Source organism: Aminobacter sp. MDW-2 (assembly GCF_014250155.1).
Lineage (GTDB): Bacteria > Pseudomonadota > Alphaproteobacteria > Rhizobiales > Rhizobiaceae > Aminobacter > Aminobacter ciceronei.
Window position 1 is genome coordinate 2,472,906 of sequence record NZ_CP060197.1, and the last position, 18,095, is coordinate 2,491,000.

Annotated in this window: 18 protein-coding genes and 2 riboswitches; of the genes, 8 read left to right on the plus strand and 10 right to left on the minus strand. The window is 64.5% G+C overall.

Annotation, left to right across the window (positions count from 1 at the left end; genetic code table 11):
• Positions 1-92: 92 nt before the first annotated feature.
• The 6 genes from H5P29_RS12025 to H5P29_RS12050 form a co-directional block, all read right to left on the minus strand.
• Entirely contained in the window at positions 93-1,100 is a 1,008-nt protein-coding gene (locus tag H5P29_RS12025) for an iron ABC transporter permease (protein ID WP_067959220.1), read from the minus strand.
• A 54-nt stretch (positions 1,101-1,154) separates the two neighbouring features.
• A complete protein-coding gene (locus H5P29_RS12030) occupies positions 1,155-2,099 on the minus strand; it encodes an ABC transporter substrate-binding protein (RefSeq protein WP_067959223.1) in 945 nt (314 codons plus the stop codon).
• Positions 2,100-2,115: 16 nt separating this feature from the next.
• Complete coding sequence (locus H5P29_RS12035) at positions 2,116-2,931, minus strand: ABC transporter ATP-binding protein (protein WP_067959226.1); 816 nt, start codon at positions 2,929-2,931, stop codon at positions 2,116-2,118.
• A 107-nt stretch (positions 2,932-3,038) separates the two neighbouring features.
• Positions 3,039-3,249, minus strand: a riboswitch (cobalamin riboswitch).
• Positions 3,250-3,281: 32 nt separating this feature from the next.
• Entirely contained in the window at positions 3,282-4,448 is a 1,167-nt protein-coding gene (locus H5P29_RS12040) for an MFS transporter (protein WP_154386831.1), read from the minus strand.
• Positions 4,449-4,581: 133 nt separating this feature from the next.
• Positions 4,582-4,752: a hypothetical protein gene (locus H5P29_RS12045; protein ID WP_183194950.1), complete on the minus strand. Its 171-nt coding sequence runs from the start codon at positions 4,750-4,752 to the stop codon at positions 4,582-4,584.
• Between the two features lie 101 nt (positions 4,753-4,853).
• Entirely contained in the window at positions 4,854-7,283 is a 2,430-nt protein-coding gene (locus tag H5P29_RS12050) for a membrane-bound PQQ-dependent dehydrogenase, glucose/quinate/shikimate family (RefSeq protein WP_067959234.1), read from the minus strand.
• 179 nt (positions 7,284-7,462) lie between these two features.
• On the opposite strand from H5P29_RS12050, the gene H5P29_RS12055 reads away from it, so the two are divergent.
• On the plus strand, positions 7,463-7,915 hold the full coding sequence (locus tag H5P29_RS12055) for a MarR family winged helix-turn-helix transcriptional regulator (RefSeq protein WP_067959237.1): 453 nt from the start codon (positions 7,463-7,465) through the stop codon (positions 7,913-7,915).
• A gap of 200 nt (positions 7,916-8,115) precedes the next feature.
• Positions 8,116-8,883: an isocitrate lyase/phosphoenolpyruvate mutase family protein gene (locus H5P29_RS12060; protein WP_067959240.1), complete on the plus strand. Its 768-nt coding sequence runs from the start codon at positions 8,116-8,118 to the stop codon at positions 8,881-8,883.
• Between the two features lie 43 nt (positions 8,884-8,926).
• Here the strand turns inward: H5P29_RS12060 and H5P29_RS12065 are convergent, their stop codons facing one another.
• A complete protein-coding gene (locus H5P29_RS12065) occupies positions 8,927-10,309 on the minus strand; it encodes an FAD-containing oxidoreductase (RefSeq protein WP_067959243.1) in 1,383 nt (460 codons plus the stop codon).
• Positions 10,306-10,767, minus strand: coding sequence for a hypothetical protein (locus H5P29_RS12070; RefSeq protein ID WP_067959246.1), 462 nt, complete (start codon positions 10,765-10,767; stop codon positions 10,306-10,308). Before H5P29_RS12070 ends, H5P29_RS12065 begins: the two co-directional genes overlap by 4 nt.
• A gap of 150 nt (positions 10,768-10,917) precedes the next feature.
• Here H5P29_RS12070 and H5P29_RS12075 point away from each other — a divergent pair, with 150 nt between their 5' ends.
• The 3 genes from H5P29_RS12075 to H5P29_RS12085 all read left to right on the plus strand — a co-directional run bounded on the left by H5P29_RS12075 (position 10,918) and on the right by H5P29_RS12085 (position 12,842).
• Positions 10,918-11,472, plus strand: a complete 555-nt coding sequence (locus H5P29_RS12075; protein ID WP_067959249.1) for a sugar O-acetyltransferase — start codon at positions 10,918-10,920, stop codon at positions 11,470-11,472.
• A 58-nt stretch (positions 11,473-11,530) separates the two neighbouring features.
• A riboswitch (FMN riboswitch) is annotated at positions 11,531-11,677 on the plus strand.
• A 76-nt stretch (positions 11,678-11,753) separates the two neighbouring features.
• Positions 11,754-12,227: a 6,7-dimethyl-8-ribityllumazine synthase gene (locus H5P29_RS12080; RefSeq protein WP_067959252.1), complete on the plus strand. Its 474-nt coding sequence runs from the start codon at positions 11,754-11,756 to the stop codon at positions 12,225-12,227.
• Positions 12,228-12,371: 144 nt separating this feature from the next.
• On the plus strand, positions 12,372-12,842 hold the full coding sequence (locus tag H5P29_RS12085; RefSeq protein WP_067959255.1) for a GFA family protein: 471 nt from the start codon (positions 12,372-12,374) through the stop codon (positions 12,840-12,842).
• On the opposite strand, the gene H5P29_RS12090 is transcribed toward H5P29_RS12085, so the two are convergent.
• Positions 12,839-13,531 carry a helix-turn-helix domain-containing protein gene (locus H5P29_RS12090; RefSeq protein ID WP_067959258.1) on the minus strand — a complete coding sequence of 231 codons (693 nt, stop codon included), beginning with the start codon at positions 13,529-13,531 and terminating at the stop codon, positions 12,839-12,841. The two genes, H5P29_RS12085 and H5P29_RS12090, sit on opposite strands and share 4 nt — an antisense overlap.
• Before the next feature lie 217 nt (positions 13,532-13,748).
• On the opposite strand from H5P29_RS12090, the gene H5P29_RS12095 reads away from it, so the two are divergent.
• On the plus strand, positions 13,749-14,870 hold the full coding sequence (locus tag H5P29_RS12095; RefSeq protein ID WP_067959261.1) for an acyl-CoA dehydrogenase family protein: 1,122 nt from the start codon (positions 13,749-13,751) through the stop codon (positions 14,868-14,870).
• Positions 14,871-14,995: 125 nt separating this feature from the next.
• Here H5P29_RS12095 and H5P29_RS12100 read toward each other — a convergent pair whose 3' ends face one another.
• A complete protein-coding gene (locus H5P29_RS12100) occupies positions 14,996-17,008 on the minus strand; it encodes a bifunctional UDP-sugar hydrolase/5'-nucleotidase (RefSeq protein WP_067966249.1) in 2,013 nt (670 codons plus the stop codon).
• A gap of 239 nt (positions 17,009-17,247) precedes the next feature.
• Between H5P29_RS12100 and H5P29_RS32535 the strand changes: the two genes are divergently transcribed.
• Together H5P29_RS32535 and H5P29_RS32540 are read left to right on the plus strand one after the other, a co-directional pair.
• The gene (locus H5P29_RS32535) at positions 17,248-17,592 is read left to right on the plus strand and encodes a MerR family transcriptional regulator (RefSeq protein ID WP_067959264.1); all 345 of its coding nucleotides are present in this window, start codon (positions 17,248-17,250) and stop codon (positions 17,590-17,592) included.
• Positions 17,589-17,999 (plus strand): TipAS antibiotic-recognition domain-containing protein, encoded by a 411-nt coding sequence (locus H5P29_RS32540; RefSeq protein ID WP_067959267.1) that lies wholly within the window; start codon positions 17,589-17,591, stop codon positions 17,997-17,999. Before H5P29_RS32535 ends, H5P29_RS32540 begins: the two co-directional genes overlap by 4 nt.
• Positions 18,000-18,095 lie beyond the last annotated feature (96 nt).

Here is an 18,095-nt window from a genome sequence, read left to right on the forward strand (position 1 = left end):
GCGAAGTCGTGTTCATGGCGGAATGCATAGCGGCGAATTCGGGGCCACGCAACCGGATTTGCGTCGTCTTGCATTGCATTACCAACTGACCCTCACTTTGTTGTCCGTCGCCGCATCAGGATGACGAAAGCAATGCCGCCGATCAGCCCGGTGACGATGCCGAGCGGCATGTCCTGCGGCGGCACGACCGTGCGTGCGGCCATGTCGGCGGCGATCAGGAAGATGGCGCCGACCAGCGCCGACAGCGGCAAAACCCGGCGATAGTCGCCACCGACGAAGAAGCGCACGATGTGCGGGATCATCAGGCCGACAAAGGCGATGACGCCGGAATAGGCAACCGCACAGCCGGTCAGCAGCGCGCAGGCGACGAAGGCCTTGAGCCGGAAGCGCTGCGCCGGGATGCCGAGTGCGGTTGCGCTTTCGTCGCCCAACGTCATGGCGTTGAGGTTGCGGGTCTGCGTCATCAGCCAGACGCCGCACAGGACAAGGGCTGCCAGCGGATAGGGCAGATGGCTCCATTGCGCCAGCCCGAGCCCGCCAAGCATCCAGAAGATCGCGACATGGGCAGCCTTGGGGTCGCCGATGAAGATCAAGAGGTTGCCTGCGGCCGAGATGATGAAGCTCACCGCCACGCCGGCAAGGATCAGCTGGCCGGCCGACTGCGCTCGCGCCAGGTTGGCGATGGCAAGCACCAGTGCGGTTGCCGCCAGCGCGCCGGCAAAGGCGAAGACCGGTACGGTGACGGTGCCGAGCACCATGCCGGCATGGATCAGCGCCATGATCGCGCCGAAGGCCGCGCCCGACGAAATGCCGAGCAGATGCGGATCGGCGAGCGGATTGCGTGTCACCGACTGCAGGGCTCCCCCCACCAGCGCCAGCGATGCGCCGACTATGGCGCCCAGGATGACGCGCGGCGCGCGCACGTCCCAGACGATATTCTCGCGTCCGCTCGACCAGACCGCCTCGACGCTTCCAGGTATCAGCTTGTTGGCGACGACGCCCCATACCGTCTCGAGCGGGATCGCCACCGGCCCGACGCCGACGGCGATGACCATGCTAATGACAAGCACTACGGCCAGCCCCGGTATCAGGGCCGGCATGGCGTGGATCAGGACGTGTCTTGGCCCTGTGACGAGGTGGCGATGCGACACGGCTCAGTCGGCCCGCATCGCGGCGGCCAGCCGCTTGATCGCCGCAATGTTGCGCGGTCCCGGCGTCGCCTCGTTGTATTCGAGCACGAAGAAGCGGTTGTTCTTCACTGCCTCGATGTCCTTGAAGGCCGGGTTGGTGCGCATGTAGTCGATCTTCTGCTCGGCAGTTACCTCACCGTAATTGACGATCACCACCATGTCGGGATTGCGCTCGATGACCGGCTCCCAGCCGATCTCGACCCAGCTCGACTCGACGTCGTCGACGATGTTCTTGCCGCCGGCTGCCTCGATAATGGCGGTCGGCATGGCGTAGCGTCCGGCGGTAAACGGCTTCTGCTCGCCGGAATCGTAGATGAACACGTTGACCGGCTTGTCGAGCTTGGGCAGCTCGGCCTGGAAGTCGGCGAGTTCCTTCTCATAGCCTGCCACCAGGACCTCCGCCTTCTCGCGCACGCCGAAGATGGCGCCGAGATTGAGCAGGTCGGCATACATGTCCTGAAGCGACGACTTGTCCTTCTTCATGATGTGGATGCAGCTTTCGGTCAGCTCGTAGACAGCGATCTTGAAGGGCGCGAGCGTATCCGGGGTGACGTCGCCGCCGACCTTCATGCCGTAATTCCAGCCGGCGAAGAACAGGTCGGTGTCGGCGCCGAGCAGCACTTCCTTGCTGACGTATTGTGGGGCGAGTTCGGGCAGTTCGCCGACGCCCTTGCGCAAATCCTCGCTCAGCGTCTTCCAGCCGGAGATGCCGGAATAGCCGGCCATGTGGTCGGCGAGGCCGAGCGCCAGCATCATCTCGGTCAGGTTGACGTCGTGCGAGACGGCGCGCTTGGGCGCGGTCTCGAAGGTGACGTCGCGGTTGCAGCTCTTGACGGTGACGGGGAAGCCGCTGGCCATAGCTGTTGCGCAGGTGGCGAGCAGGGCGGCGGCGATGATGGGCAGGCGCATGGAGGCTCCTTGATGTTCAGCGTTCGAGGTGGAAGGAAAAGCGTGGACGACCGGTGACGGGATGGTCGTCGAGGGTCGCTCCGACGGAAAAGCTGTCACGTATGCGATCGGGCGTCAGGATGTCGGCGGGCGCGCCGCAGGCAATGGCGCGGCCGCCGTCCATGACAAGCACGCGGTCGGCATGGGCCGAGGCGAGCGCCAAATCGTGCAGGGAAACGATGACGGTGCAGCCGAGATTGCCGAGCAGTTCCAGCACTTCGAGCTGGTGGCGGATGTCGAGGTGGTTGGTCGGTTCGTCGAGGATCAGAAGGTCGGGTCGCTGCACCAATGCCCGGGCGATCATCACGCGCTGCTTTTCGCCGCCCGACAGCGAGCAGAGGTCGCGCGCAGCGAGTGCGGTCAGGCCGAGCAGGGCAAGGGCTGCCTCGACTTGGTCGTAGTCGCGGTCGCTGGTGCCGAAACTCGTGACATGCGGGGTCAGGCCCAACTCGATGATTTCTGCGACGGTCAGGCCGAAGTCCGAGGCGCTTTCCTGAAGCACGGTCGCGATACGGCGGGCGCAGTCGCGCGGCTTCATCTTCCAGATGTCGGTGCCGTCGAGGCGGACAGTGCCCGAAGTCGGCTTGTGGTAGCGGTAGAGGCAGCGCAGCAGGCTCGACTTGCCGGCGCCGTTGGGGCCGACGATGGCGAGCAACTCGCCCGGCGCAACCGCAAGGCTGATCGGCTCGAGGATCGGCTGCGAAGCACGAGGGCCCCAGCTGACGCCATCGAGTTCGAGCAGTGCCGGGGTGGTGCCTACAAGGCGGCTAGCGGCGTGGACGCGATCGAGCATGCCCTGTCTCCGCGGTCGGGCGGAGGCAGCAGAACGATCCGGAAAGCGCGCCGGTACCGAAGAAGGCAGTCGCAACCATCATCATCTCCGCGGCACACCCCGGCCGGTTGAGTTAATCGGATGATGGCAGGTCTCCTGGCTTGCGGGTGATCGCGCCTCGGAGCCTTCCCGGCCTTTCGGCCAGTGGCATGTTTCCGAATTGCTATCCGCTCACAGTTGCGGGGGCAGCCACGGTTTCGCGTCGGGGACGTCTCACCGTGTTCCCATTTAACCTGCTGCCCGAACCGGATAGCAGGAACCATCGCTGTCGTGGCTACAGCAGCGACGGGTTGCTGACAATCGCTAAAGCGTCATGCCGCCTGCTGAATTGCGTCACGGCGGTCGAGCGCGAAGGAAATGAGCGCCACGCCGAAGGCAGACAGTGCGATGGCCGCGCCGACGAAGGGCAGGTCGGCATAGCTCACGCCCATCGAAATCGCAGCACCACCGGCCCAGGCGCCGGCGGCGTTGCCGGCGTTGAAGGCGCCCTGGTTGAGGGTGGCCGCGAGGTTCGGTGCCTCCGAAGCGGTTTCGACGACGCGCATCTGCATCGGCGGCACGATGACGAAGGTGATGACGCCCCACATGAAGACGAGCAGGATCGCCGCTGGCGCCGAAGAGCTGAGTTCGGCGAAGGCGACGTGGATCGCCGCCATCACCACCAGCGCGCCGATGGCTGTGGGCATCAGCTTCCAGTCGGCCAGCTTGCCGCCGATGATGTTGCCGATGGTCATGCCGCCGCCGAACAGCAGCAGCACCCAGGTGACCGATTCAACCGAGAGGCCGCTGACGTCGGTCAGGATCGGCTTGATGTAGGTGAAGACGGCAAACAGGCTGCCCGAGGCGAGCGCCGAGATGATCATGGCGAGCCAGACCTGGAGCTTGCCCAGCACCTTGACCTCGCCTGATACCCCGCCCTTGCCGGGAGGGGCGACGCCCGCAGGGACCAGCCAGGCTATGGCCGCCACCGAGAGCAGGCCGATGACGACGACGGCAAAGAAGGTGGCGCGCCAGCCATAGGCTTCGCCGAGTGCCGTGCCGCCGGGAACGCCGAGGATGTTCGCCAATGTCAGGCCGGCAAACATCAACGCAATTGCGCTGGCGCGCTTGTTGGTTGGGACCAGGCTTGCCGCCACCACCGAGCCGATGCCGAAGAAGGCGCCGTGACCAAAGGCGGTGATGACGCGGGCGATCATCAGCGTCCAGTAAGTGGGGGCGATGGCGCAGAGCAGGTTGCCGAAGACGAACATCATGGCGAGCCCGATCAGCACCGGTTTGCGCGGCAGTTTCGCTGTGCCCACCGCGATGATCGGGGCGCCGCCGACGACGCCGAGCGCGTAGCCGGTGACCAGAAGACCGGCGGCCGGGATCGACACGCCGAGGTCTGCGGCGACCTCCGGCAACAGGCCCATGATCACGAATTCGGTGGTGCCGATGCAAAAGGATGCAACGGCCAGAGCGAGGATCGGCAAGGGCATGGGCGGACTCAGGGGAGCTGAAACGATTTAGACGCACAATTTCCTCATGTCCGGCGCGGCACAAGCGACGTTGCCGCATTGCAGCAATGCACCTGGCGCATAGGAGAAGTGCGCAAGGCGCTAGCTGAGACGATCAGGATTGCTGGGTGAGGTCGCGTCGGAGAAATTCGTAGAGCCGGTCGACTGCCGAATTGGCGGCCTGCGGGTTGCGCAATATGCCGATTTCCATCTCGGGCAGCGGCGGCAGGCCCTCGGCTTCGCCGATGACGCGCAGGCCGGGGGGCACGCTGCGCTGGGCGAGCACGGCTACTGGCGGGTACCCGTTCGTCGCACGGGTACCGCCCTTGCCGGCCAGAAATGAAAAGGGCGCCCGAGGCGCCCCTTCCGATGTCGATGCGCCCAGACTCAGTTCTGCCTGGGCAGCCTGTAGGCGACGATGTAGTCGCCGCGGTCAGGCGACTGGCGCGCCCCGCCGGCCGAGATGACCACATATTGCGTTCCGCTCTCATGCGAGACGAAGGTCATTGGCGTAGACTGGGCGCCGACAGGCAGCCGGCCCTTCCACAACTCATTGCCCGTCTCCACGTCGAGTGCACGCAGATAATAGTCCTGCGTGCCGGCGTAGAAGACGAGGCCGCCTGACGTCGCGATCGGACCGCCCAGCGTCGGCATGCCGATCGGGATCTGCAGGCCGGTTTTCATGCCAAGCGGACCGGTATCCTGCAGCGTGCCCGCCGGAACCTGCCAGGCGATCTGGCGGGTCTTGAGGTCGATGCCGGTGAAGGTGCCATAAGGCGGCTGGTGACAGGGAACGCCGAGCGGCGACATGAAGCCGTTCTTCAGCGCGCCATAGGGCGTGCCCTTCTGCTGCGACAGGCCGTCATGGGCTGCCGAGCCGCCATAATTGTCGGTCTCCTCGCGCGGCATCAGCTGGGCGAACTGCGGCATGCGGATGTCGTTGACGATCAGCAACCCCCGGGCCTCGTCGATCGCCGCACTGCCCCAGTTCATGCCGCCATAGTAGCCTGGAAAGATGATCGAACGCGTCAGGCCGGGAGGCGTGAATTCGCCCTCGTAGCGCATCTTCTTGAACTCGATGCGGCAGTAGAGCTGGTCGTAAGGCGTCGCACCCCACATCTTGGCCTCGGCGAACGGCTCCGCACCGATCGCCGGCATGCCGACCGAATAGGGCTGAGTCGGCGACAGGAAGTCCTCCGGCACGCCGCCGGTCTGCGGAACGGCGCGCTCCTCGACCTCGGCGATCGGCTTGCCGTCGCGGCGGTCGAGCATGAAGATCTGCCCGCGCTTGGTGATCTGGATCAGCGCCGGAACCGTGCCGCCCTTGCCATCCGGCACGTCGTAGAGCGCCGGCTGGGCGGGAACGTCGTAGTCCCAGATGTCGTGATGCACGGTCTGGAACTTCCAGCGTTCGCGGCCGGTTGCAATGTCGAGGGCGACGACCGAGGCGGTATAGTCCTCGGCGGCCTTCGAGCGATGTGCGCCAAAGAAGTCGGGCGTGGCGTTGCCGGTCGGCAGGTAGACAAGGCCAAGGGCCTCGTCATAGGCCGGTGTCGACCAGACATTGGGCGTGCCGCGGGTGTAGCTTTCGCCTTCCGGCGGCAGCTTGGTGATGGCGGGGTTGCCGAGATCCCAGGCCCAGACCAGTTCGCCGGTGAGGGCGTTGAAGGCGCGTACGGCGCCGGAGGGTTCACCTGTCTCGACATTGTCCCACACCCAGCCGCCGACCATGATCAGGTCACGCGCCACGGTGGGGGCGGAGGTCTGGAAGTAGAAACCGTCCTTGATCTCGCCCATGCCGCTTTTGAGGTCGACGATGCCGCCATTGCCGAAATCCTGGCACAGCTCGCCGGTCTTGGCATCGAGCTGGATCAGGCGGGCGTCGATGGTGGTCATGACGATGCGGGCGGCGCAGGATGCCGCCGCAGCGGGCATGTCGGGCGTCGACGCTACGACGCTTGCGGGTGCCAGCGGGTCGGCGGAGGCTGCATTGGCCTCGCTCGGTGCCGAAGCCGGCTCGTAATAGCTGACGCCACGGCAACGCTGCCACAGCGGCGACTTGGCTTTCGGGTCGAATTTCCACTTCACTTCGCCCGTATCCGGGTTCAGCGCATGGACGATGTTGTTGGGCGAGCAGGTGTAGAGCGTGTCGTTGACGAAGAGCGGCGTGTTCTGGTCCTGCGCGGTCCCTGAGGGGATATCGCCCGATTGGAACGTCCAGGCAACCTCGAGCTTGTCGACATTGTCGCGGTTGATCTGGTCGATCGGGGCATAGCGTGTACCTGCCGGGGTTCGGCCATAATGGCGCCAGTCGGTGGCGCTGGCGGCTGCCGGAGGAACGCTCGGCTTGGGCTCGGCAGAGGCGAGCGTATTGCTGATGATGCCATGTGGGGTGAAGCCGTAGAAGGCGGTAGCGACAAGTGCCGCGACCAGCAGGCCGGCAAGCGCGAACGGAGCCCGTTTGCCGGTGCGCGTCGGGAAGAGCGGGGCGAGCAACAGCGCCGGGATGGCGATGACGGCAGGTGCTACGAGGCGCGGAATCAAAGGCCAGAATTCGAGGCCGGATTCCCAGAGCGCCCAGGCAATCGTTGCCAAAAACACCAGGCCGTAGAGCCAGAGACCCGCCCTGCGGCGCATGACGTAGAGAATGCCGGAGGCGATGACGCCGAGACCGGCAAGCGCGTAATACCAGGATCCGCCCAGGCCGATCAACTGGACGCCGCCGTAGACGAGCGGTGCCCCGATGACGACCAAGAGCAGGCCGAATAGAACCAGAAGCCAGCCGCCGCTGCCTCTGGGTGTCTGTTGTGCTGCCATGTCGATGTCTCGCGAAGATTGAACCGAAAATCAGCCGCCCGGGCGGGCGGTTTCGGACGCGACCGTCATGCCGGCGCTCTGCGGAGAACTCCTCGCCTCTACCTCCGCACAGACGTCGCGACCGTGTTCCGGCCGAGAATCTCATCGCATCCTAATAGATAATATGTTATCTTTCTCGAATGTCCAATGACGCATCCGACCGCGCCGGTTTCGGCAGGAGCCTGCTCTCCGTCGCCCGGCTTTGGCGCCACGCGGCGGACAGCGCGCTCGACGACTGCGGCCTGTCGCATGCCACCGCCATGCCGTTGCTGACGCTGTCGCGGCTGGGCGACAATATCCGCCAGGGCGTGATCGCCGACCATCTCGGTTTCGAAGGTCCGTCTCTGGTGCGCATCGTTGATCTGCTTGCAGCCGACGGCCTGATCACCCGCAGTGGCGATCCCGGTGACCGCCGTGCCAAGATTCTGTCCCTGACCGATGCCGGCCGCAGCCGCGTCGAGGAGATCGAGTTGATCCTCGAACGCCTGCGCACCGAGCTTCTGGCCGACGAGGACGCCGCGGAACTTAAGGTCGCGCTCGGTGTGCTTGTGCGTCTTGAACAGCGGCTGCTGGCAGCGGATCCGGACAGCTGAGGGTAGGGGCGGAAAGGTTCATCTATCTGGGCCGCAACCGTTGTTCGCCGGTCATGGCATGGCATCGCCGCGACGGTCCGACCCACGCAACGGTGATTACCCCTGTCGCTGGCAACTCACTTACCGCATTCTGCGCTATGGCCAAGCAGCGTCACGCTGCTAGGTTCCAGACCTTCAGTCACCCCAAGAGGCAGAATTCCATGACCAGCCAGATCGACAAGGCCAAGGCCTTCCATGCCCTGCATGTGAAGGGCGACCCGGTGGTGCTCTATAACATCTGGGATCCCGGCAGCGCGGCCATCGTCGCCAAGGCCGGTGCCAAGGCGATCGCGACGGGCAGCTGGCCGGTTGCCGCTGCCTTCGGTTTCGCCGATGGCGAAAAGATTCCGCTCGACCTGGTACTCTACAACATCCGCCGCATCGTCGCCGCCACGGACCTGCCGGTCACGATGGACCTCGAGGGCGGCTATGGCGTCGAGCCCGAGGCTGTCGCAGCGACAGTGACGCGGGCGCTGGCGGAAGGGGTCATCGGCTTCAACTTCGAGGACCAGATCGTCGGCGGCAGCGGCCTGCACGACATCGCTGTCCAGGTGAAGCGCATCGCCGCGGCGGCCGATGCCGTCAAGGCGTCAGGCATTCCCGCCTTCATCAACGCCCGCACCGACATCTTCCTGAAAGCCAAGCCTGACGAACACAGCGACGCGCTTGTCGATGCCGCGATCGAACGCGCAGAAGCCTACGCCAAGGCGGGCGCGCATGGCTTCTTCGCGCCGGGCCTCGGCAATGAGGCGCTGATCGGCAAGCTCTGCAAGGCGGTCTCGCTGCCGGTCAACATCATCGCGCTCGCTCATGTGCCGCCAAAGGCGAAGCTGGCCGAGCTTGGCGTCGGCCGCATCAGCTATGGCCCGGTGCCGTACCGACAGATGGCGGAATGGCTGGAGGCCAAGGCGCGCGCGGCCTTCGAGTAAGCCAACCGGAACAGGCCCATCCCGTTGCTGGGATGGGCCGACCCTATGCCAGCGGCTTCAGCTCGATGGCAATCGTCGGCAGAAGCTCCGACACCGTCGGATGAATGTGTACCGCGCGCTGCAGCGTCTCGATCGGCGCCCTGGCATACATCAGGTCGAGTACGGCATGGATCGTCTCGTCGCCGCCAGTGCCCAGCACCGAGGCGCCGAGGATCTGCCTGGTGTCGGCATCGACAAGGATCTTCATGAAGCCTTGCGTCTCGCCCTTTTCGACGGCGCGGCCGACGCGCGTCATCGGCCTTTGGCCTGCCAGCACCTTGCGGCCGCTCTTGCGCGCTGCCGTCTCCGTCATGCCGGCGCGGCCGAGCGGCGGGTCGACATAGAGCGCATAGGCCTCGATGCGGTCCGAAACCTTGCGCGGGTCGTTGTCGAGCAGGTTGGCGGCGACGATCTCGAAATCATTGTAGGCGGTGTGGGTGAAGGCGCCCTTGCCGTTGCAGTCGCCCATCGCCCAGATGTGCGGGACGTTGGTCCTGAGCTGGTCGTCGACCTCGATGTAGCCGCGCTTGTCGGTGGCCACGCCCGCTCTGTCGAGGCCGAGATCGTCGGTGTTGGGCTTGCGGCCGATGGCAAGCAGCACGTGGCTGCCCGTTACGGCACGGTCGCCTGAGGTGCAGTCGACGCCGACGGTCACGCCGTCGGGATGCCGGGCAAAGCTGATGCATTCGGCGTTCAGCCTGAGGGCGATGCCTTCATGTTCGAGTATGCCCCTCACTGACTCCGAGACATCCTCGTCCTCGCGCGAGATCAGCCGCGGGCCCTTTTCCACCACGGTCACTTGCGCGCCGAAGCGGCGGAACATCTGGGCGAATTCCAGCCCGATATAGCTGCCGCCGACGACCACGAGATGACGGGGCAGGAAATCCACCTCCATCATCGATGTGTTGGTCAAATATTCGATGTCGTTGACGCCGGGCATGTCCGGAATGTTGGCGCGGCCGCCGACATTGATGAAGATGCGCTCGCCATGGAGCAGTTCGTTGCCGACACGCACCTCATGCGGCCCTTCGAAATGGGCATGGCCGCGAAACAGCGTGCAGTCCTTCATGCCGGCGATCCAGCTTTCGAGGCCGGCGCGGGAATCGACGGTTACCTTGTCCTTGCGCGCCTTCACGGCCTGCATATCGACCGAGACTTCGCTGGTCGACACGCCATATTCGGCGCCGGTGCGGGCGAGATGGGCGGCATAGGCGCTGGCGACCATCGTCTTGGTTGGCTTGCAGCCGGTGTTGACACAGGTGCCGCCGACAAGCTTGCGTTCGATCAGCGCCACAGTCTGACCCGCTGCCGTCAGCCGTCCGGCCAGCGGCGGCCCGGCCTGGCCGCAGCCGATGATGATGGCGTCGAATTTCTGCGCCACGCTCATACGACCATGCTCACGACCAGCAGGGCGCCGAGTATCGCCACGGCATCCTCGATCAATGCCGCCGGCAAGTCGTTGCCGAAGGAAGCCGCGAGACGGCCTCTGATCTCCGCGCCGCCGAGCGTGCCGAGGATTGCGCCGATGATGCCGGCAGCCAGCCCGCCAACAACGATGCCGCCAGCGGTGCCGATGACGGCGCCGGTCAGCGCGCCCATGACGATGCGGGTGCCAAATTGCACCGGCACCTTGCGGCTAGGTGTCGACGGCAACTGATCGGTGACCAATTCGACAATGGTCAGCACGGTGAATATGGCGACCGCTATCCAGTGGCCCATGAAGCCAGCCCAGGTGCCGGCCAGCGGCAGCCAGCCGAGCCAGGCGCCCCAGGCGACTGCCGCCGGCGCGGTCATGGCCCTGAGGCCGGCAACAATGCCGATGAGAAGCGCGAGCAGGTAGATCATCCTTCGTCCCCCGTGGATGTGTCTGGTCCAGAAGTGCACTTTGTCAGCAGGCTAGCACAGCCATCTGGTTTCGCCAGAGCCGCGAGGCTTCGACCTTTGCAGCATGGCCGGTTCTGTGGTTTGGCTGGACAAGCAGGAAGGACATTTGAAATGGCTCAGAGCGAACGCGAAAAGATGGCGGCCGGCGCCTGGTACAACTGCGTCGATGCCGAACTCGACGCACTCCGCGCAGTGGCGGCCGACGCCGTCTTCGAGCACCGCTCGCTACGGCCCGTGGAGCGCGGCGATATCGCGCCCCGGCTACGAACGTTGCTCGGCTCGGCGGGTGAGGGCGCTCGCATCGAAGCGCCGTTCCACTGCGCCTACGGTTTCAACATTCATCTGGGCGAGGGCGTGTTCCTCAATGCCGGCTGCACCATCCTCGACACGGCAACCGTCAGCATCGGCGCGGGCACGATGTTCGGCCCCGGCGTACAGATCTATTGCCCCGAGCACCACAAGGACCCGGTCCAGCGTCGCGCCGGCCTGGAGATTGGCCGGCCGGTCACCATCGGCCGCAATGTCTGGATCGGCGGTAGCGCCATCTTGCTGGGGGGCATTGAGATTGGCGACGACGCTATCGTCGGTGCCGGCTCGGTGGTGACGAAAAGAGTTGCGGCCGGCGCGACCGTCGTCGGCAATCCGGCACGGCTGATTTCTGGATAGAGAAACTATTATTCCTGTCATTGACAGCGCCCCTGCGCGCCGCCATATCGTGAGGCGTTAATGTTCTCAGGGCGGGGTGAAAGTCCCCACCGGCGGTAAGGGTTTTCGAACCCAAGCCCGCGAGCGCTTCCCGGTAACGGGAGGGTCAGCAGATCCGGTGCAACTCCGGAGCCGACGGTCATAGTCCGGATGGAAGAGAACGAACGGGAAAGCGGAGGCGCAAGCCGCCGGGATTCCGTCTCGTGCGTCCTGATTCTGGTTCGAAACGGAAGGATGGACCCATGAATCAGCAATCCCCGAAAGACTTCGATACAACCCGCGTCGCCGTGATCCGTGCGCGCTGGCATGCCGACATCGTCGACGAATGCGTGAAAGCCTTCAGCTCCGAGATCGAGACGCTGTCGGACGGCCGCTTCGCAGTCGATGTCTATGACGTGCCCGGCGCCTACGAGATCCCGCTGTTTGCCAAGACGTTGGCCGAGACCGGCCGCTACCAGGCGATCCTCGGCACCGCCTTTGTCGTCAATGGCGGCATCTACCGCCACGACTTCGTGGCGCATGCCGTGCTCGACGGCATGATGAATGTGCAGCTTCAGACAGGCGTTCCGGTGCTGTCGGCGGTGCTCACCCCGCACAATTACCACGACAGCGCCGAGCATCACCGCTTCTTCTTCGACCACTTCAAGGTCAAGGGCAAGGAAGCCGCCAACGCCTGCGTCGAACTGCTCAAGGCACGCGCCCTGGTCGCCGCCTGAAGTGATCGCACCGACCCGGCCCTCCTCTCAGGGGAGGGCCGACGGCCCCTGCGATGGCACGTCACACCGGAAGCCAGAAGCTGGCCCTATGCTTCGGAACGCTGCGGTTGCAGGATGCGCAAAGCATCATGCAAGGGGGCTGACATGTCGTCCATACCACTGCCACTCAAGGGGGCGTGCCGCTGCGGCCGCGTCGAGATCGAGGTGTCAAAAGCGCCGATCTGCACCGCGGCCTGCCATTGTCCCGGCTGCCAGAAGATGTCGTCTTCGGCCTATTCGCTGACGGCAATGGTGCCGGCAGACGGCTTTGCCGTCACCCAGGGCGAAACCGTTGTCGGGGGAGCGCATGGGGAGCAGTTGCACCACCAGTTCTGCGACCATTGCAAGACGTGGATGTTCACCCGTGTCGTCGGTGTCGACTGGTTCGTCAATGTGCGTCCGACCATGCTGGAGGATGCCACGTGGTTCCGGCCCTTCATGGAAACCTATACCAGGACGAAGATGCCCTTCGCCGCGACGGGGGCTGTCAGGAGCTTCGACGAATTCCCCGAAATGGAGGACCTTGAGCCGTTGTTGCACGAGTATCTCGCCTGGGCGGAAGCGGGCGAGACCTAAGGTGCCCGGCGCGCCAGCGGCGCAAAGCTACTCAGGCCGAGCCAGGCCTGCATGGCGTGGGCGATCTTGTCGTCGCCATCGAGCTCCAACCGACCGGAATCGAGTTCCTGGTTGAGTTTGGACAGGCCCATCCAAACCGATGTCATGCTGCGCAGGGATCCCCTGACCTCGAGGTCGATGTCGAAGCCGGGGTCGGAATTGCAAAGGTCGACTGTCCCGTCGGCGACCACCAGCCACCAATTTTGCTGCGCTTTCGCCACTTCGGGGTACAGAAAGTGAATCGTGCAGCGTTTTGGCGGCAGGGGCTGCGGGTTGAGGTTGCGGCGCATGTCCCACATCAGGAGCGAAGGGTCGAGATTCCTGAGGGTTAGCTGGGATTCCACCCAGCGATGGCCCCAGTCGCCAAGGCCGAGAATGATCGGCCGCAAATCCTCTCCGGCCTCGGTCAGCCGGTATTCGACGCTGCCCGCGCCGCCACGCTCGGTCTGGATCACGCCAGCGCGCTCAAGTTCCTTCAGCCGCTTGGACAGCAGAGCCGGTGACATGCGTGGCACGCCGCGGCGCAGATCGTTGAAACGGCTCGATCCCATCAGCATTTCGCGCACGACCAGCGTTGTCCAGCGGGTGCACAGCACTTCCGACGCCATCGAAACCGGGCAAAACTGGCCGTAACCGCCGCGATCGCTCATCTCGCACCATTCGCAGGAGACCCGGCCTTATAGCGCAAAAGCAGCATGCTCGCACCTAGCCCATAGGGACGATCGGCTCGGCCGGCGATTCACTTCCTGAACTGGACCGGGGCGGCCCTTGGCGCGATCCTTGGCTCTGACCTGCCGGTCAACAGGAGACGACTTGATGAGAAGTCTTGATAACGCTGCGCTGGCACGAGCCGGCGTGACTGGTGCAATGCCGATCGATGTGGTCGCTGCGGCTAACGACCTGGTTCCAGCCCTGTCCGAGCGGGCGCGGCAGTTTGACGAGGGCGACATCTTCGTCGCCGACAATTATGCGCTCTTAAAGAAGGCCGGCCTCACCAGCGCTGGCGTGCCGCTCGAACTGGGCGGCGGCGGTGCCGACATCGCCGAGCTTGCGGAAATGCTGCGTATCATGGCGCGGGCTTGCGGCTCGACAGCGCTCGCCTTTGCCATGCACACGCATCAGGTGGCCATCCCCGCCTGGCGCTGGCGCCACCAGAAGGTCGCTGCTGTCGAACCGCTGCTCAAGCGCGTCGCTGCCGAAAACCTGATCCTGCTGTCGTCAGGCGGGTCCGACTGGATCGGTGGTTCAGGCAAGGCCGAGAAGGTCGAGGGCGGCTACCGCATCACGGCGCGCAAGGTCTTCACCTCAGGTGCTGCCGCCGGCGACATGTTGATGACCGGGGCGATCACCTGTGCCGACGACGGCAGCGAAAAGGTGATCCATTTCGGCGTGCCGATGCGGGCGCCCGAGGTTCGCGTGATGGACAACTGGCGCACGCTCGGCATGCGCGGCACCGGCTCGAACGACGTCGTCATCGACGGGCTGTTCGTGCCCGATGCGTCGGTCGCCTTTTCGCGCGCAGCGGGCCACTGGCATCCGGTGTTCCAGATCATCGCCACAATTGCCTTCCCGCTGATCTACGCCGTCTATCTTGGCATAGCCGAGAGCGCCCGCGACATTGCTGTCGAGATCGCGAGGAAGAAGCCGGCCAGCGAGACCGTACTCAACCTTGCCGGCCGCATGGACACCGCCCTGCGCGCCGCCCAGATGGCGCATCGTTCGATGATCGAGGAGGTCGGGCGCAACCGCCCGTCGGCGGAAAGCGTCAATGAGGTGATGATCGGCCGTACGCTGGTCGCCAGCCATGGGCTCGAAGTCGTTGAACTGGCAATGGAACTTGCCGGCGGCTCGTCCTTCTACCGCGACAAGGGCCTTGAACGCCGCTTCCGCGACATGCAGGCCGCGCGCTTCCACCCGCTTCAATCCGGCCCGCAGGCGCGATATGCCGGGGCTGTGGCGCTTGGGCTTCCGGTCGACACGATCTTCTGAACATAACTCCCAAGGCAATCAGCCGTCGCGACCAGTCGCGGCGGCTGATATGTAGTGTTCGAGCCTTTCGCAATGCGGTACATCTGCACACGTGCATGTTCCCGCGAAGTCGGTTCCGGCTATGGTTAGGCTTCGATCCGCACCCGCTGATCCAGTGTCAGACCCATGTCCGGGCCAACGGTCCTTGCCTCGCGAATGAGTGCCACGACCTCGTTGCGGTAGACCATGCCGGTGTGATCGAACGGCAAGCCCCTGAGGTCCATGCTTGGGATCTGGCCGGGCACTTCGCCGCCGATCGGCTTGCCGTTCCAGGTTTCGCCAAAACCGCCCAGCGCGACGTAGGTGTTGAACGCAACCTTGAACTGCCGATCGAGGACGTCCTCGATCGGCTTGCCCGCGATCGTGATGGCCGTCGCCGTGGCCTCGATGGCAGATGCGTTCAGCTTGATCGTGTAGCGCAGGGCGGAAGAGAAATGCAGGAAGCCGCGCGAAACGAAGGCTGAAGTGTCGACCTTGCTCACTTCTTCCGGCCGCAGCACACGCTTGGCGTTGCTCTGGAGCATGTCGCGGATCTGGGCGCCGGTCATCGTGGCCACGTGCACGCCGTCGGCATAAGGCATGACATCATACCACTGGCGGAAGCTGAGCGGTCCCTGTGGCAGACCCGAGGTGATGCCCGAAGCGTTGAACAACGCCACGTCGATGCGGCCGCCGGGGAAATCCTCCGAACGCCTGACCAGCGCGTCGTTCATGAAATTGGCAAGCGCGGTCTCGCCAACATAACGATCGGCGAAGGTGCGTTCGTTCGAAACGAGCGTGTCGTCCGGAACCTGGCCGATGACTTCGTTCAGTCTCGTGTCGAGCGCCTTGATCAGCGGTGCCACATGCGTCTGTTCGAAATCGACGTCGTAGTCCGCTTCCTGTTCGAAGGTCTCGTAGCCGGCCTCGCCAGCCTTGATGCGCTGGTCGCGCGCCTTGGTGGGACGCAGGCCGACCGAAGTGAACCAGCCCTTGCGGCCGTTGTCGCTGCGGATCGATATGGCGATCTCGCCGAGATAGGCGCCATGGGCCTGCGCCTGCGTGATCAGCACGCCTTCGACGACATTGTCGGTGTCGATACCCTCGGCGTTGAGCTTGGTGTGGGTATGGGCGCCGATGATAACGATCGGCTTGTCCGTCAGAGGGGCGATGGCCTGGGCGATGGCGAAGTCGCCTTCGCCGACGGTGCGGGCGGTGCCCGCCTTGCCGCTCTTGTGCTGGTCGCCGCCATAACCGCAGTGCGACAGCACTACCACGATGTCGGCGACCGACGCCACCGCCGGCAGCACGTTGCGCACAGCTTCGAGGGGGCTGGCGACCGCAAGCTTCGGGTCGGCGGGCTGGCCGACGCGCGTGTCGACGGAAGTGGTCAGGCCGACGAAACCGATTCGCAGTCCCTTCGCCTCGCCGATCACGGCGGCGAAGTAGTCTTCGTCACGCTTCAAGTCCGAGGAACCATGCACGTTTGCCGACAGCAACGGGAAGCTGGCATCGGTCTCGATGCCCTTCTTCAACACGGCAGCGCCACGGTCGAATTCATGATTGCCGAGCACGGCGACATCCACGCCGCCGGCGGAATAGACGCGGTATCCGGCGTCGGCGATGAACTCGTCCGGCGACCATCCAAGCAGTTCGTCGAAGATCGATCCGGTGTGATCGTCGCCACCGGAAACAAACAGCACCACCTCGTCGGCGACGGCGTTGGCGCGTGCGTCCTTCACCTGCTTGACCATCTGCGAGAAGACGTGGGTGTCGCCCTTCTTCGCGTGCATTTCGGTGATGTGGTTGTGCAAGTCGTTGAAATGCATCAGCCGCAGCAGGCGGCGTTCGCCCATTTCCAGCCCTGACATGGGGACGGCCGCGCCCGTTTCGGTCACGATCGCCTTGATCGGCCCGGCCAGCGGGTCGCCCTTGAGCAGGTAGAGCTTTTCAAAGGCGCCGTTCGAATTCGGCGTCGCGGCGATCATGGCAAGTTCACCAGCCGCAGGCGCTGCTTGCGCGCGGAAAACGATGTAGGGAGATATGGCTGCAGTAGCAGCCAGCGCTGCGCCGCCTTTCAGCATCGAACGTCGCGAAAGGCTGCCTTTATGCGTAGTCATGTAGTCTTCCTTGCTGGTCCCACGCGACATGCGTGGACTCATGGCGGGCAGGCCTAGAGTGACCACATGACAGTGCGATGAAGCTCTTGGGAACTAACAAGTTTCCTGCACAGCGTGCCGCAACGACAAGATCGGGGATGGTGCAGCCAGGTTCCGTCTGCGGTGGCTGCTTCTTTCTCTCGCTTGACCCTCACGCGGCGTGAGGGACTACTCATCCGGTCCTGCGGAGACATGGTCGGATGACGGCATATGCTGTGAGTGAACTGGCGCGGCTTGCCGGCCTGACGGTCCGGACGTTGCACCACTATCACGACATCGGTCTGCTCAACCCCGTTCTTGTCGGCGCGAACGGCTATCGAAGCTATGGCGAAGAACAACTGCTGCGGCTGCAGCAGGTGCTCATCCACCGCGAACTCGGCATCCGCTCGGCGAGATCGCTGCCATCCTCGATGCGCCCGGTTTCGACCGGCTCGCGTCGATCTGGCAGCAGCGCCGGCGGCTGGAGGCCGAGGCAAGCCGCCACCGCCAGCTTGTCAGGACGATCGATCGCACGATCGCCAAACTCGAAGGAGATCGCGCGATGAAGAATGCCGAACTGTACAAAGGCTTTTCCGAAAAGCAGGCGGAGCATGAAGGCTGGCTGGTCGAGCGTTACGGCGGGCCGATGCGCAAGGCAGTTAGCCATGCGCCGAAGCTCAGCTATGAGCAGAGCAACGCGATGTCCGAGCTGCGCGACATCGAACAGTCACTGGCGTCAGCCATGGAAAAGGGCATCGAGCCCGAGGCGCGCGAACTCGACATGCTGGTCGAGCGCCACCACCGCTGGGTCAGCCGCATGTGGCCGCAGCCTTGTACGATGGATGCCTATGCAGGCCTCGCCGACACCTACGACCACCCTGACTTTGCCCGGCGCTACGAGACGCTGGCGCCGGGCCTTGCCAGCTGGCTGCCCACGGCGATGAAGGCCTGGGCACGACGCAAGGCCGCCTGAAGTCGTAGAGCACGCGCCTGTTGGGACTTGCGCCAATGACGGCGATGGGCGTTTCGAGGAAAGCGATGCGCCCGAAAAAGAAAAGGGGCGGGGCCT